The organism is Cupriavidus ulmosensis, assembly GCF_977008105.1.
On the sequence record NZ_CDRMWP010000002.1, the window covers coordinates 1,375,538 to 1,389,426 of the forward strand.

Below are 13,889 nucleotides of genomic sequence, written 5' to 3' on the forward strand. Positions count from 1 at the left end.
GAGCAACTGACGAGCAACTGACGAGCAGCGCCGCCGGCTACCAGCCGTACTTCAGCTCCACGCCGACGTAGTCGGCATTGCGCCCGCCCAGTTCGCGGATCGAGTCGCCGACCTGGAAATGCACCGCCTCGACCGCGCCGACCAGGTTGGCGGCCAGCGTGACCTCGGTGCGCAATTGCAGGTACATGCCGGTCCAGCGCGAGCCGCGCCCGGCGGTGCCGGGCACGGTGGCGTTGCCCTGCGCGTAGACCGCGTCGCCGGTGGTGGCGCGCCACTGGAAGCCGGCCGCGGCGAGCACCGACAGCTTGCTGGTCGGCTTGACCGTGATCGAGGGCTTGACGTGGATCAGGTTCGAATATCCCGTGTAGCCGGCCAGCGTGAAGTAGTAGCCGTTCGGGAACAGCGGGTTGAAGGTGCCGATGTGGCCGTCGCCGGGATGGCGGTCGCCCGAGGCGGCGTCGACCTGCAGGCCCGCGCGCGGCTTCCACGGCACGGTGGCGAAGGTGTAGCCGCCCAGCGAGCCGAGCGCCCAGGCGTTGATCGTCCGGTTGCCGACGTGCCCGGTCTGGACCATGCCCTCGACGTCCCAGTCGATGTGGTTCGCGTTGCCGGAATAGCGCGCGTCGAAGACGTTGCGGTGCTCGTCGCCGCCGCCGTCGAGGAAGCGCGCGTTGCGGCGGTTGTAGCGCGAGTAATAGGCCGACAGGTCGCCCGGGCCGACGTTCTGCCGCTCCACGCGCACGCCGCTGAAGGTCAGGTCGCGGTTGGACACGTCGTCGAACGACTGGTTGTCGCGGTACTGCACCGGCTGCGTGGCGTAGGCGATCAGCCGCCAGCGGTGGATTTCCCAGTCGGCCCAGAGCGCGTCGAACGCCTGCCGCACGTTCGGGCCGTCGCGCACCGAGACGAAGCGCTGCAAGTCGAACGCCATCTGCTGGCGCCCCACGCGTGCCTTGAACACGCCTTCGCCGAGCGGATGCACGACGGCGATGAAGGCCTGCTCGACGTCCGCCACGTTCTTGTCGGCCGGGCTCACCATGTCCTTGCCGAACGGCCGCGCGTCCTCCAGCTGGACGAACACCTGCACGTACTTGCCCAGGCGCGCGTCGGCGTGTACCTCCGCGCGCTGCAGCAGGTAGGTATTGGCGCGCGCGGCGCCGAGCCCGAACACCGGCGAGTTGTTGACCTCGACACGCTCGCGCAGGTTGGCGCCCAGCGACAGGTAGGTGTCCGGGTCGCCGGAGAACGGGATGTATTTCAGCGCGTCGAACGGCTGGCGCGGCACGCACGGGCTGGCCAGCACGGACCAGTCTTCCTGCCAGCGGTTGAACATGGCCGCGGGCCGCTTTTCGGCGCAGGCGGCGGCTGCGGTGGATGCGGCAGGCGCCTCCTGCGCGCCGGCCCGCTCCGGCAGCGCCGCGCACGCGGCCAGGCACAGCGCGGCGCGGGCGAGCCGCCGCGCATGGCGGTGGCGGGCGGCGCGGTCAGCGGGCGGCATCGCGGCTCTCCGTGGCCGGCGCGCCGGCGCCGGACCTGAACGCCAGCCACACGATCAGCGCCAGCGGCAGCGCCAGCGCGCCGAACGACAGGCGCACGTAGGTCGTGGCCCCGGCGATGGCGCCGATGCCGAAGCCGGCCAGCGGCCCGAGCGTGCGCATCAGGCGCTCGCGCGCGATACGCCGGGCGGCGGCGTCGGGATGCGACAGCAGCGCGTCGAGCGTGTCGAGCACGGCCTGCGTCACGTTGCCGGTCATGACCGTGTTGGGCACGCCCGGGCGGCCGACCAGCCTGGCGTGCGCGTTCTGCACGCCCATCGCCACCGCGCCCAGCAGCCCGCACAGGATGGCGGCGGGTGCCTGCGCGTCGCGCACCGGCGCGGCGTACAGGCCCGCGACGAGGAAGCCGGCCAGCAGCGCCGCCTGCAGCGCGTACAGCGGCCGCGCCGCGGTGGCCGGCGGCTTGCCGCCGCGCGCCCTGACCACGGCGCTGCTGAGCGCCACGCCGGCGATGAAGGCCGGGAACGCCAGCAGCTTCATCAGCACGCCTTGCCCCAGCCCCGCGGCCTCCGCGCCGATCAGCACGAAGTTGCCGGTGACGTGCGCGGTGAACAGGCCGAACAGCGCCACGAAGCCGAGCGTGTCGACGAAGCCGGCGACGACGGCAAGCACGGTGTCTTCATGTTTCATCCGGCGCCTCCCGTTGGCCGGGCCGGTTCAACGGCCGCTGGCCGCGTGGATCTCCGCCACGTAGCCGCCGGGAAAGCGCACGATGGCCGCGTCGCGCCCGTCGGCCGCGTAGGGCGGCACCAGCACCGACACGCCGGCCGCGGCCGCCTTGGCCAGGGTGTCGGCAAGGCTGGGGACCTCGTAGCCGGTCAGCTCGTGCCCATACGGATAGGGCAGGTGGCCGTCCGTCACCAGCACGGTGATCTTGCCGAAGCCGGATTCGATGCGCACGCGGCGGTAGGTATCGTTCGGCCGGCCGATCTCGACGCCGGGCGCGCGCGCGCTGTCCGACACCACCTTGCCGTGCGAGAAGCGCGCGAAGCCGCGGATGAAGGCGTCGGCGCGGTCGGCGGACAGGTAGACGCGGTTCTCGGGAATGGTCGCGAGCTTCGGGTAGTCCGGCGCCGTGGCGTGCCAGTAGAGCTGCATGTTGACGCCGCCCGGCCATTGCACGACGGCGTCGCGGCCGATCGGGTCGGGGAACGCCGAGACGATGACGTCGGCCCCCGCGGCGCGCGCCGCGGCGATGGCCTTGTCCATGTCGGTCACGAGATAGCCGGTGCGCTCCGCGCCGAACGGGTACGGGACGGGCGTCTTGAAGCCGAACACGGACAAGGTGCCGGCCGGCGTCAGCACCAGCTGCGACATGGTCAGGCTGGGCGTGGGCGTGACCGTGAACTCGCCCTCCTTCGAGGTCGTGCCGCCGAAGGTGGCGACGAGACTGTCGACGAAGCGGCTGAAATCGGCCGGGGCGACGTACACGTGGGTGGTGTCGTACTGGGGCCCGACCGAGACGGCCGCCGCCGGGGCCTGGGTCCGGGCGTGCGCCACGCTGGCGGCGGGACCGGCCACGCTGGCCACGACCAGCGCGGCGGCTGTCAGGAAGGTTCGGATCGAACGCATGAAAACCTCTTCTTGTTGAATCTGAATCGACGGGTGAGGAAACACGGGTGGCGCGGCCCGGGCAGCGGCCCGGGGCGGGCGCGTCAGCGCGGCTCGGCGGCGTCCTCGCCGGGCGGCGTCGCGGGCTGGTTCTCGGCCAGCATGCCGGCGGGCGTCGCGGCCGGCGTCGTGGTGGGCGTCCTGGGCGGCGTGCCGGTGATCTTGGGCACGCACTCGGAACTGAACCACGCCGCCGTGACCGGCTCGCCGGCGATCATGCGCTTGATGGGCGGCACCACCTGTTCGCCGATCAGCATGCCCAGCAGGCCGATCAGGGCCACCACCGGCGGCGCCGGCGAGCGGACCTGCAGCAGCGCGTAGATGATGCCGACCAGGATGCCGGCGGCGAGAGAGACGAGATAGAGCTTCATCGGGGGCTCCGGGAAAGGGATTGAGGAGAGGGCATCGGGCCTAGCGCTGCGCCGGCCTGCCACGCCGGATGTCTTCCCACGCCACCAGCAGGAAGCCGCCGGCCAGCCCGACATGCTCGAAGAAGGCATTGGCCATCATGAACTGCTCGGCGGGCGGCGCGGCCCAGAAGCGGTTCGCCAGGAAGCTGGCCATCAGCGTGAAGCCGGCCAGCGCGAGCGCGCCCAGCCAGCGCAGCCAGCCGGTGAGGATCAGCAGCGAGGCGCCCAGCTCCAGCGCGATGGTGGCCGCCGCCAGCGGCGCCGCCGGCGCCAGGCCGAAGTGCTGCATCTCGGCGATGGCGCCGCCGAAGTCGGCGAGCTTGGCCAGCCCGCCCTGCAGGTAGGCCGCGCACAGCGCCAGCAGCGCGAGCCAGCGCACCCAGGCCGGCGCGAGGCGCGCCCGCGCGCCGGCCTGGGCGGGCCCGGCGGCGGCAGTGGTCTTGCTCATGGTTGGCTCCGGTGTCCTGGGCGCGGCGTCCGGGCGCGCATCAGAACGCCCAGCACGAGCAGCCGAGCGAGCCCCAGAAGGTGCTCTCGTCCGCGGCCGGCACGTTCGACGCCCAGGCCCGCGCATGCGCGTGGCCGTGCACGCCGCAGGCGCTGGCGCAGGCGCACGCGGTGCGCAGCGCTGCCTGCGGGCGCGGCTGGTAGCCGCCGTGGTGGCGCGCCGGCGACCAGTCCGGCATGGCCGGCGGCAGCGGCGGGGCGAGCTTGCCGAAGTCGCCGTCGCCGTAGACCGGCTTGCCGCCCAGCAGCGTGAGCACCGAAGTGATGTCCTGGATCTCGTCGCCGGGCACGCTGAAGTAGTCGGCCGACAGCACCACGAGGTCGGCCAGCTGGCCGGCCTTGATCTCGCCCTTCTTGCCTTCTTCGGAGGAGAACCAGGTGTTGGCCTCGGTCCACAGCCGCAGCGCGGTCTCGCGGTCCAGCAGGTTGGCCTGCGGGTACATCGACAGCCCGCCCACGGTCTTGCCGGTGGTCAGCCAGTACAGCGACACCCACGGGTTGTACGATGCCACGCGCGTGGCATCGGTGCCCGCGCCGACCTTGACGCCGCGCTCGAGCATGCGCTTGACCGGCGGCGTGGCCTCGGCCGCGCGCGCGCCGTAGCGCTCCACGAAGTATTCGCCCTGGTAAGCCATGCGGTGCTGCACGGCGATGCCGCCGCCGAGCGCGGCGATGCGGTCGATGTTGCGGTCGGTGATGGTCTCGGCGTGGTCGAAGAACCAGTGCAGGCCGTCGAACGGCACGTCCCTGGCCACCTTTTCGTAGACGTCGAGCGCGCGCGAGATGGTTTCGTCGTAGGTGGCATGCAGCCGCCACGGCCAGCGGTTCTCGGCCAGCAGGCGGATCACGGGCTCGAGGTCGCCTTCCATCGAGGGCGGCATGTCGGGCCGCTCGACGCGGAAGTCCTCGAAGTCGGCCGCGCTGTAGACCAGCATCTCGCCGGCGCCGTTGTGGCGGTACAGGTCGTCGCCCTGGCCGGGCTTGACCTTGCCGGCCCAGTTCTTGAAGTCGTTGAGCTCGTCCTTGGGCTTCTGCGTGAAGAGGTTGTAGGCCAGGCGCACGGTCAGGTCGCCTTCCTTGTGCAGTTCCTCGATGATGCCGTAGTCCTCGGGGTAGTTCTGGTAGCCGCCGCCGGCGTCGATCACGCCGGTCACGCCGAGCCGGTTGACCTCGCGCATGAAATGCCGCGTGGAGTTCTTCTGGTACTCGGGCGGCAGCTTCGGGCCCTTGGCCAGCGTGGCGTAGAGGATGGTGGCGTTGGGCTTGGCCAGCAGCAGGCCGGTCGGGTTGCCGGCGCTGTCGTGCACGATCTCGCCGCCCGGCGGGTTGGGCGTGTCCTTGGTGTAGCCGACCGTGCGCAGCGCGGCGGCGTTGAGGATGGCGCGGTCGTACAGGTGCAGGATGAACACCGGCGTGTCGGGCGCCGCGGCGTTCAGTTCCTCGATGGTGGGCAGGCGCTTTTCGGCGAACTGGTGCTCGGTGAAGCCGCCCACCACGCGCACCCATTGCGGCGCGGGCGTGCGCGCGACCTGCTCCTTGAGCATGCGCATGGCGTCGGCCAGCGAGCGCACGCCGTCCCAGCGCAGTTCCATGTTGTAGTTCAGGCCGCCGCGGATGATGTGCATGTGGCTGTCGATCAGCCCGGGGATGGCGCGGCGGCCTTGCAGGTCGATCACCTTGGTGGCGGGGCCGGCAAGCTGCATGATCTCGTGCCTGCCGCCGACCGCGGCGAACTTGCCGTCGCGGATGGCGACGGCCTCGGCCTGCGGGTTGGCGCGGTCGAGCGTGGCGAACTTGCCGTTGACGAGGATCAGTTCGGGAGTGGCCGGTGCGTTCATGGGAGGCTCCTGCGAATAGGGGGCGCCAGCCGGGGGCGATGGCTGCGGACCGGCGGCGAATCCGCGGCCGCCCCGGCGGGCGGAAAGGACAGGGCGCCGGGACGCGGCCCGGCGCCTGCCCGCGCTGCGTGTTACCTGGCCGGCACCGGCGCCAGCACTTCGTGCGCGCCGGCCGCGCGCTGCGCCGCCTTGTGCACCATCGTGTAGGCGTAGTCGACACCCATGCCGTAGGCGCCGGAGTGCTCCTTCACCAGGGCCATCACGGCATCGTACGTATCGCGGTGCGCCCAGTCGCGCTGCCATTCGAGCAGCACCTGCTGCCACGTCATCGGCACCACGCCGGCCTGGACCATGCGCTGCATGGCGTAGTCGTGGGCCTCCTTGGAGGTGCCGCCCGAGGCGTCGGCCACCATGTAGATCTCATAGTCGCCTTCGGCCATCGCGCACAGCGCGAAGGTGTTGTTGCAGACCTCGGTCCACAGGCCGGCAACCACCACCTTCTTGCGGCCGGCGGCCTTGAGCGAGTCGCGCACCTTCTGGTCGTCCCAGGAGTTCATCGAGGTGCGTTCGAGCAGCTTGTGGCCGGGGAAGACGTCGAGGATCTCCGGGTAGGTGTAGCCGGAGAACGAGGAGGACTCGACGGTGGTGATGGTGGTGGGGATGTTGAAGATCCTGGCGGCCTTGGCCAGGCCCACCACGTTGTTCTTCAGGGCCTGGCGGTCCATGGACTGCACCCCGAAGGCCATCTGCGGCTGATGGTCGATGATGATCAGCTGGCTGTTCTGGGGGGTCAGGACTTCGAGCTTCGGATTGGTCATGGCGATTTCCGGTTGCGCACCATTGCTGGGGCGGGTTCGCAAGAGACAAGGACGACGTCGGGAAGCCGGCATCGGCGATCGACATCGGCTTGCAGCATTGGCGTGCCATGCATGGCGTGAGGCACGTCATTCTCCACGGGGCGGTGGCGAATCTGGTATCAACGAATCTAGTGCAAGCGCTTGCGCTTTACAAAAAAGGAATCAGGAAGCGGTGATGAAAATATTCGACTGCCCCCAGCGGCCCGCGTGGCGGGACCGTGGCAATGCCGCATGCACATATGCCGGCGGCGGGGCGATATATGGGTACGGAGATTATGGGATCGCCTGCGCCGTGTCTTGTACGAAAGGCAGCAAAGTTAGCGAAAAGTGTGGTCGCGTGGTGCGGCGCAGCGGAGGGCGCGGGAAACCGGGCCAGGCCGGACAAGGCCAGACAAGGCCGGCCGCGCGCCGGGGGGCGGGCGCGGCGATGGCCGGCGCGGGCTTGGGCGCGGGTTTCTGCGCCGGTTCGGGCACGCGCGCCGGCATGGCCCGCGCGCGGCCGGGTCACATCGTGGCCGCGATTATTCCGGTGATTATTTCGGGATTATGTCGGTGCCGGTGTCGGGGGAACTTGCCGGCGGCGTGGCGTTTATAGGTCGTTGCGATTCCGCCATTTTGCCGGCGGAATGCCGACCACCGCGCTGAAAATGCGCGTGAAATGGCTCTGGTCGGAAAAGCCGTGCAGCGCGGCGATTTCGGATATCGGCATGCCCTGGCGCAGCGATGCCTTGGATTGCTCGATGCGGTGCTCCAGCAGCCAGCGGTAGGGCGTGACCCCGGTATTCTGCTTGAAGGCCTTGATGAAATAGCTGCGCGACAGGTTGCAGTGCGCGGCCACCATCTCGATCGAGACGTCCTCGCCCGCGTGCGCGACCAGGTATTCCTTCGCCAGCGCTTCCTGCCGGCGCGACAGCATGGCCGTCTTCAGCATGTGCACCGAGGCGCTGCCGTAGTGCGCGACGAGGTGCGCCATCATGGTCGTGGCCAACTGGTCGAGGAACAGCCGCGAGGCCTGTTCCGGCGCCTCCAGCGAGGGCAGCAGCGCGCGCGCGAGCGAGAGCATCACGCCGTCGGCCTCGCCCTCGGGGTTGCGCAGGGAAATCGGCGCGCGCGCGCCGTGCTCGCGCGCGAAGGCCTGCAGTTCGTCGCAACTGACCTGCAGCCGCACGTTGTCGAACGACGCGCGATGATGGCAGCGCCAGCTCTGCTGCAGGCTGGTGATGGCCAGCGCGCCCTCGCCGTGGCCGCCGGCGAACACCTGCCGGCCGTCGCGCCACAGCGTATGGGCGGCGAACGGGCGCAGCTGGACGATGGCGGAAAACGCATCCTGCGAGGGAATGGCGGGCGCCGGCGGCAGCCCGCCGGGCGCGTCGCAGCGCATGCGCGCGATGGTGGCGTGGGTGGTGTCGAGCCGCTCGACGATCAGGGCCGGGGCCGCGGGGGAAGGCGTCCGTGCCGCGCTTTGCGTCATGGGTGTGCAGTGTCCTTGGCGAAGCGTTGCGGGCGGGCGGAAGGCCGCCCGGAAGATGCCAGTGTGCTATCGCCGCGCGCACGGCGCAATGGGCAGCGCGCCGCGCCGGGGCAAAAGACCGAAAAAGCGGCAGGGCGTCCCCTTTGGCCTCTTTGGCCCCTCTTGGCGCTTTTGCGCGGCGCCGGGCCGGGCACATGCGGCCGCCGGCGCGCGCGGGCCCGGCGCCAGCGTCATGCGTCCCAGTCGGGCGCGAACGGCGGCGTGACGTAGCGCAGGTTCTTCGGCAGCGCCGCGATGGCGCGCCGGTCTTCGTCGTCGAGTCGCAGCCCGAGCGCGTCGAGGTTCGCCTGCTGGCTTTCCCGGCGCTGCGCCTTGGGAATCGCCGCCACGCCGTCCTGCTCCAGCAGCCACGCTAGCGCCACCTGCGCGGCGCTCGCGCCATGCCGCGCGCCGATGCCCTGCAGCACCGGGTCGGCGGCGGCGCGGCCCTGCGCGAGCGGCGCGTAGGCAACCAGCGGGATGCCCTTGCCGCGCAGGTAGGCGAGCATGCGCGACTGGTCGAGGAACGGGTGGTACTCCACCTGGTGGCAGGCGATCGGCGCGCCGATATCCTCGATCGCGCTGCGCAGCATGGCCAGGTTGAAGTTGCACACGCCGATGGCGCGCACCGTGCCGGCCTCGAGGAAGCTCTGCATGGTGCCGAGCACGGCGCCGAGGTCCATGTCGCGCGACGGCCAGTGCACCATGTACAGGTCGACGTAGTCGACGCCGAGCTTGCCGAGGCTGGTGTCGAGCGCGTGCCGGATGGCATCGGGCCGCAGGTTCTCGTGCCACACCTTGGTGGTCAGGTGCAGGTCCTGCCGCGCCACGCCGGACGCGGCGATGGCGGCGCCGACGGCCGCTTCGTTCTGGTACATCTCGGCCGTGTCGACGTGGCGGTAGCCGAGCGCCAGCGCGCTCTCCACGACCGGCTGGCAGTCGCCGCCGGGCATGCGGAACGTGCCGAAACCGAGGCGCGGGATGCGGATACCCTGTGTCTGCAAGCATTCCATTTCAATGAACCCCAACTTGGTTGAAGCCTGCGCGCGAGCCCGCCGCAGTGCCGGCATGCAATGTCGCACGGCCGGGTTGCCGGATAAAGCGCGCGCCGCGCATTTCATTCATGATCGCGGGTCCGCATGGCAGGACCGGGGCGCTACTCGTCGAGCGAGGACCCGCGCAGGTCGCTTTTCTGCAGCAGTTGCAGCAGCGTCTCGGCCGGGCGGCTCAGGCGGCCCGCGCGCAGCGAGATGAATTCCACCTCGGGCAGCGCCGGCAGCGCGTCGCTGTTGACCAGCGGCGCGAGGCCGCGCCCGGACAGGTATTGCGCGCGCACCGTGATGCCCAGCCCGCCGCGCGCCGCGGCGATGCAGCCCGAGTGGCTGCTGCTGGTGCAGACGATCTGCCAGCGCGTGCCGGCCTTGGCCAGCGTGTCGAGCACGATGGCGCGCGTGACGCTGGGCTCCGTCACCAGGATCAGCGGCAGCGGCTGGCGCAGGTCGGCCACCGTGCCGGGCCGCGCCAGCCACTCCAGCTTGCCGCGGAACAGCGGCGCGCCGCGGCGGTCGCCTTCGCGGCGCTTGCCGATCATCAGGTCCAGCGCGCCGGCGTCCATCAGCTCGTAGAGCTTGCCGGTCATGCCGATGGTGATCTCCAGCTCCACGTCCGGGTGCGAGTTGCGGAACGCCGCCAGCACATTGGGCATGGTGCCGAGCACGAGATCCTCGGAGGTGCCCAGCCGCACGCGGCCCTGCAGGCGCGGCGCGTTGAACTGCGACTCGGCGCGCGCGATGGCCTCCAGGATCAGGCGGGCGTGCGCCAGCAGCGCCTCGCCGTCGGCGGTCATGGCCAGGGTGTGGGTGTCGCGCACGAACAGGCGGCGCCCCACGTGCTGTTCGAGGCGCCGGATGTGGTCGCTGACGCTGGATTGCGACAGGCCGAGCTGGCGCCCGGCGTCGGTAAAGCTGTGCGCGGCCGCGACGGTGGCGAAGGTCTTGACCCAGACAGGATTGAGCATGCGGCATTGTCATCGGATTGGCCGATGACAGTCAATATATCCAGCGGGGTTCCCGATTGGGCCGCCAGTCATTAACATCGACACATTCGTGGCGTTTTCCTGCGCGCGCCTTTTCCGCGTGCCGCCGGGCGCTGTCCTGCCCGGATGCCACGCCGGCCCCCGCCGGTTCTTCAAGAGATGTACCAGAATGCACAGTCAATCCTCGCAGAAATCGCACACGGCCATGCTGTGGATCGTCGCCGCCGGCTTTTTCATGCAGACGCTCGACACCACCATCGTCAACACGGCCTTGCCCGCGATGGCGCACAGCCTCGGCGAGACGCCGCTCGACATGAAGCCGGTGGTGGTGGCCTACACGCTCACGATGGCCATGCTCACGCCGGCCTCCGGCTGGCTCGCCGACCGCTTCGGCACGCGCCGCGTGTACTTCACGGCCATCCTGATCTTCGTGCTCGGCTCGCTGTTCTGCGCCACCGCGCAGAGCCTGGACCAGCTCGTGGTGGCGCGCGTGGTGCAGGGCATCGGCGGCTCCATGCTGCTGCCGATCGGGCGCCTGGCGGTGCTGCGCAGCGTCACCGGCGAGCAGTACATCGCGGCACTCGCCTTCGTCTCGGTGGCGGGGCAGGTGGGGCCGATCTTCGGCCCGGTGCTGGGCGGCTGGATCGTGCAGACGGTGGCCTGGCACTGGATCTTCCTGATCAACGTGCCGGTCGGCGCGATCGGCCTGCTGGCCGTGCTGCGCTACCTGCCCGACAACGCGCTGGCGCGCCCGCCCGCGTTCGACTTCATCGGCTGCGGGCTGCTGTCGCTGTGCATGGTGGCCTTCTCGCTGGCGCTGGACACCCCGCGCGAGGCCAGCCACGCGGCCTGGAGCGGCAGCCTGTTCGCGCTCAGCCTGCTGTCGGCGCTGCTCTACATCCCCTACGCGCGGCGCCGGACCAATCCGCTGTTCCGGCTGTCGCTGTTCCGCGAGCCCAATTTCAGCGTCGGGCTGGCCGGCAACCTCGTGTGCCGCATCGGCTCGGGCGCGGTGCCGTTCCTGATGCCGCTGCTGCTGCAACTGCAACTCGGCTACACGCCGCTGCATTCGGGGCTGATGCTGCTGCCGGCCGCGCTGGCCGGCGTGGTGGCCAAGCGCGGCATCGTGCCGCTGGTCAAGCGCTTCGGTTACGACAACTTCCTGCTGGTCAACACCGTCCTGGTCGGCGGCTCGATCGCCTCGTTCGCGGCGATCTCGCCGGGCTGGCCGCTGGCGCTGTCGATCGCGCAACTGGCCCTGTTCGGCGCCACCAACTCCATGCAGTTCGCCGCCATGAACAGCGTCACGCTCAAGGGGCTGAGCGTGGAAGACGCGGGCAGCGGCAACAGCCTGTTCTCGATGGTGCAGATGCTGGCCATCGGGCTGGGCGTGACCATCGGCGGCGGTCTGGTGAGCCTGTTCACGGGGCAGTTGGGGGAGGGCGGGACTGCGTACCGGCTGGCCTTTTTCAGCGTGGGGACGATTACGCTGCTGTCGGCGCTGGTGTTTCGGCGGCTCGATGTGGCGCAGTTCGATAAGGGGCGGCCGGCGGTGGGGGTGGCGGGGAGATGAGGAATGGTTGTTTGGGGAAGTCAAGTGGGCCTGTCGCCGTGGGCCAGCACACTTGAATCACTCCATAACCCCATTCTCCCGCAACAACCTCGCACACTCATCCAGCATATCGTGCGCGACCGCGGACTGATAATTGGGGTCAAGCGCTTCCATCATGTCGTGAGACACATACAGCCCCGCCTCGCGCGACAGCGTGCCCGCCAGTTGCCGCGCGAAGTCGTCGCTGAGCTGCGACAGCAGCCGGCGCTCGGCCAGCGCGAGCTGCAGTTTCGAGCGTGACAGCCAGAGCCCGGCCAGGGTCGCGCCCTGGCCATCGGTCATCCACTGGCCGTGTTCGTAATAGGCCGACAGGCGTTCCGCGGTCAGCGCGAACAGCAGCGCCTTGCGCGTATCGAAGTCGATGCGGGGCTGGGGGGGGGCGGGGGCGTCGGTGCCGGGTGGCGTGGTTTTCATCGGGTGGGCAAGAAAGGCAATGGCCGCGAGACTACCACGACGCGGCCGGCGCGGCTCCGGGTCAGGCCGCGGCCGCGGCGAAGCGCGCGTTCAGCCAGGCGCCGATCGCCGCGATCTCTTCCATGCAGACCGTATGCGGCATGGGATAGGCGTGCCATTCGACCGGGCAGCCGTGCTGCCGCACGGTGTCGCGCGCGAGCATGCCGAGCGGCACCGGCACCACGTCGTCCTCGACGCCGTGCGCGGCGAACACGGGCGTGGCGCGGTTGGCTTCGCTGAACTCCGCGGCCAGCAGCGCCGGCGACGGGATGTAGGTGGACAGCGCGATGATGCCGCCGAGCGCCTCGGGATGCGTGAGGCCCGCGGTGTAGGCGATGGCGCCGCCCTGCGAGAAGCCCGCCAGCACCACGCGATGGCTGGGCACGCCGCGCTGGTTCTCGCGCGCGATCAGCGCGCGGACGGCCTCGCGCGAGGCGCGGATGCCGGCCTCGTCGCAGTGGCTGCGCGCGTCGTCGAGCGAGGCGATGTCGTACCACGCGGGCATGACGTAGCCGCCGTTGCAGGTCACGGGGATGGCCGGCGCGTGCGGAAAGACGAAGCGCACCGCGGGGGCGGGGCCGAGTCCGAGGTCGGGCACCACCGGCGCGAAATCGCTGCCGTCGGCGCCCAGCCCGTGCAGCCAGATCACGGACCACGTGGGCGACGGCGCGCTTTCGATTTCAATGGATGGCAGCAGCTCGCTCATGTCGGGATTCCGGTTGGCGCCGCGCGGCGGCGATGGCGCGGCCCCGCCGCGCAAGGCGGCCAGTATCGCATGGCGGCGGCACGCGCCGGCGCGCCGCGCGCGCCATGACGGCACCGCGCACGACAATGCGCGACAACGCACGACGGCGGCGCGCCAGGCGTGGCGCGCGCCGGTGCGGACGCGGCACCGCGCATGCCGGCGCCGGGGCGCCGGCATGCCGCGCGTGTCAGGCTGCCGAAGGAACCGCTGGTATGGTGACGAGGCCCGGCGCGCTGCGCGGGGCCAGCGAGGGCTCGGCGCTGCCGGGGGCGCGCCGCTTGTCCACCACGTTCTCGACGCCGGTGGCGGACACATCTTCGAGGAAGGCGACCAGGTCGCGGTAGTAGTCGACCTGCATCTGTGCTTCGAGCAGGCGACGCTCGGCCTGGAACAACGTCAGGCGCATTTGCTGCAATTCTCTTGCTGCGATTTTCTCCGGGGTGGGCGGACTAAACATGTCTGCAAGCGAACGCATGGCATACCTCCCAAAAAACGGCCTCGAATTGAAGCGCCTGCCATTGCTTCCAATATAGTCAAGAAACACGCATTTCAGGTTTTGTCGCATGCCGTCCACAAGGTCGATTGCGGGCGCCATGCGGCAGGAGTAGATTTATTGGCCGGCTACCCGGGCCCATGTCCGGACGAATCGGGCGGGCTGCCGGCCCCCGCATCGGCCTCCGCATTGGCCTCGCATTGGCCCCGCATCGACTTCATATCGGCCCCGTATCGATCCCCGCATTGTGATCCCCGCATCG

At 70.3% G+C, this 13,889-nt stretch carries 14 protein-coding genes; 1 reads left to right on the plus strand and 13 read right to left on the minus strand.

The features are described from left to right. Window positions 1-37 precede the first annotated feature (37 nt). The 10 genes from ACWTPI_RS25800 to ACWTPI_RS25845 form a co-directional block, all read right to left on the minus strand. Window positions 38-1,498, minus strand: coding sequence for an alginate export family protein (locus tag ACWTPI_RS25800; RefSeq protein WP_454733129.1), 1,461 nt, complete (start codon window positions 1,496-1,498; stop codon window positions 38-40). After that, entirely contained in the window at window positions 1,485-2,186 is a 702-nt protein-coding gene (locus ACWTPI_RS25805; protein WP_020203570.1) for a YoaK family protein, read from the minus strand. Before ACWTPI_RS25805 ends, ACWTPI_RS25800 begins: the two co-directional genes overlap by 14 nt. A gap of 27 nt (window positions 2,187-2,213) precedes the next feature. After that, a complete protein-coding gene (locus tag ACWTPI_RS25810) occupies window positions 2,214-3,128 on the minus strand; it encodes a glyoxalase (protein ID WP_454733130.1) in 915 nt (304 codons plus the stop codon). A gap of 83 nt (window positions 3,129-3,211) precedes the next feature. Continuing rightward, window positions 3,212-3,538: a XapX domain-containing protein gene (locus tag ACWTPI_RS25815; protein ID WP_454733131.1), complete on the minus strand. Its 327-nt coding sequence runs from the start codon at window positions 3,536-3,538 to the stop codon at window positions 3,212-3,214. Between the two features lie 40 nt (window positions 3,539-3,578). Beyond that, a complete protein-coding gene (locus ACWTPI_RS25820; RefSeq protein ID WP_020203567.1) occupies window positions 3,579-4,025 on the minus strand; it encodes a DoxX family protein in 447 nt (148 codons plus the stop codon). A gap of 40 nt (window positions 4,026-4,065) precedes the next feature. Beyond that, window positions 4,066-5,922, minus strand: coding sequence for an amidohydrolase (locus tag ACWTPI_RS25825; protein ID WP_454733132.1), 1,857 nt, complete (start codon window positions 5,920-5,922; stop codon window positions 4,066-4,068). 131 nt (window positions 5,923-6,053) lie between these two features. Next, a complete protein-coding gene (locus ACWTPI_RS25830; RefSeq protein WP_020203565.1) occupies window positions 6,054-6,740 on the minus strand; it encodes a hydrolase in 687 nt (228 codons plus the stop codon). A 628-nt stretch (window positions 6,741-7,368) separates the two neighbouring features. Beyond that, complete coding sequence (locus tag ACWTPI_RS25835) at window positions 7,369-8,250, minus strand: helix-turn-helix transcriptional regulator (protein ID WP_454733133.1); 882 nt, start codon at window positions 8,248-8,250, stop codon at window positions 7,369-7,371. A 230-nt stretch (window positions 8,251-8,480) separates the two neighbouring features. Then, complete coding sequence (locus tag ACWTPI_RS25840) at window positions 8,481-9,302, minus strand: aldo/keto reductase (protein ID WP_454733134.1); 822 nt, start codon at window positions 9,300-9,302, stop codon at window positions 8,481-8,483. A gap of 143 nt (window positions 9,303-9,445) precedes the next feature. Beyond that, window positions 9,446-10,306, minus strand: a complete 861-nt coding sequence (locus ACWTPI_RS25845; RefSeq protein WP_059414203.1) for a LysR family transcriptional regulator — start codon at window positions 10,304-10,306, stop codon at window positions 9,446-9,448. 187 nt (window positions 10,307-10,493) lie between these two features. Here ACWTPI_RS25845 and mdtD point away from each other — a divergent pair, with 187 nt between their 5' ends. Beyond that, a complete protein-coding gene (gene mdtD / locus ACWTPI_RS25850) occupies window positions 10,494-11,897 on the plus strand; it encodes a multidrug transporter subunit MdtD (protein WP_454733135.1) in 1,404 nt (467 codons plus the stop codon). Window positions 11,898-11,954: 57 nt separating this feature from the next. Here mdtD and ACWTPI_RS25855 read toward each other — a convergent pair whose 3' ends face one another. The 3 genes from ACWTPI_RS25855 to ACWTPI_RS25865 form a co-directional block, all read right to left on the minus strand. After that, complete coding sequence (locus tag ACWTPI_RS25855) at window positions 11,955-12,350, minus strand: hypothetical protein (protein WP_454733136.1); 396 nt, start codon at window positions 12,348-12,350, stop codon at window positions 11,955-11,957. Between the two features lie 61 nt (window positions 12,351-12,411). Further along, window positions 12,412-13,095, minus strand: a complete 684-nt coding sequence (locus ACWTPI_RS25860) for an alpha/beta hydrolase (protein ID WP_454733137.1) — start codon at window positions 13,093-13,095, stop codon at window positions 12,412-12,414. 226 nt (window positions 13,096-13,321) lie between these two features. Then, window positions 13,322-13,609, minus strand: a complete 288-nt coding sequence (locus tag ACWTPI_RS25865) for a hypothetical protein (protein ID WP_029043731.1) — start codon at window positions 13,607-13,609, stop codon at window positions 13,322-13,324. Window positions 13,610-13,889: the final 280 nt, after the last annotated feature.